Origin of the sequence: Pseudomonas sp. CNPSo 3701, from assembly GCF_028674975.1 — a bacterium.
In the GTDB taxonomy this organism is placed as follows: Bacteria; Pseudomonadota; Gammaproteobacteria; order Pseudomonadales; family Pseudomonadaceae; genus Aquipseudomonas; species Aquipseudomonas straminea.
Window position 1 is genome coordinate 1 of sequence record NZ_JAQZSI010000032.1, and the last position, 344, is coordinate 344.

At 70.1% G+C, this 344-nt stretch carries 1 protein-coding gene; it reads left to right on the plus strand.

Translation table 11 applies throughout. The features are described 5' to 3' along the window. Positions 1-344: aldehyde dehydrogenase family protein (locus PVA39_RS23635; protein ID WP_274126077.1), on the plus strand; the 344-nt coding region annotated here is incomplete at both ends.

Below are 344 nucleotides of genomic sequence, written 5' to 3' on the forward strand. Positions count from 1 at the left end.
TTTCATCCAGGCCACCCCTGAAGAAGTCGATGCTGCTGCCAAAGCTGCCGCTGCTGCCTATCCCGCTTACCGCAGCCTGTCGGCCGAGAAGCGCGCCGCGTTCCTCGACGCCATCGCCGACGAGCTGGACGCCCTGGGTGACGACTTCGTCGCCACCGTAACCCGCGAGACCGCCCTGCCAACCGCCCGTATCCAGGGCGAGCGCGGCCGCACCAGCGGCCAGATGCGCCTGTTCGCCAAGGTGTTGCGCCGCGGCGACTTCTACGGTGCGCGTATCGACCGCGCCCTGCCGGATCGCCAGCCGCTGCCGCGCCCGGATCTGCGCCAGTACCGCATCGGCCTGG